Genomic DNA, 240 nt, shown 5'->3' on the forward strand with positions numbered 1-240 from the left:
CCTATGAAAAATTCAAAAGTCTCCCTGACTTTAAGAAATAAGCGAATCCTTCACGGTGGTCAGGGCAAACCAGGAACTGGCAACCTGTAGGAGCGGTAGCATTGAACCCGGAGAGAATTCCGGAGTCGGAGGAGCGCTTGAAACAAGCAGCCTAAAATTCAGTTTTCGGGACAACTATCTTGAAAAACACCGTATTCGTGGTCTATTTTCATACAGGTTAGGTAGTTTGGCGCAAAAGTA

Source organism: Endozoicomonas sp. PH6C, assembly GCF_059322965.1.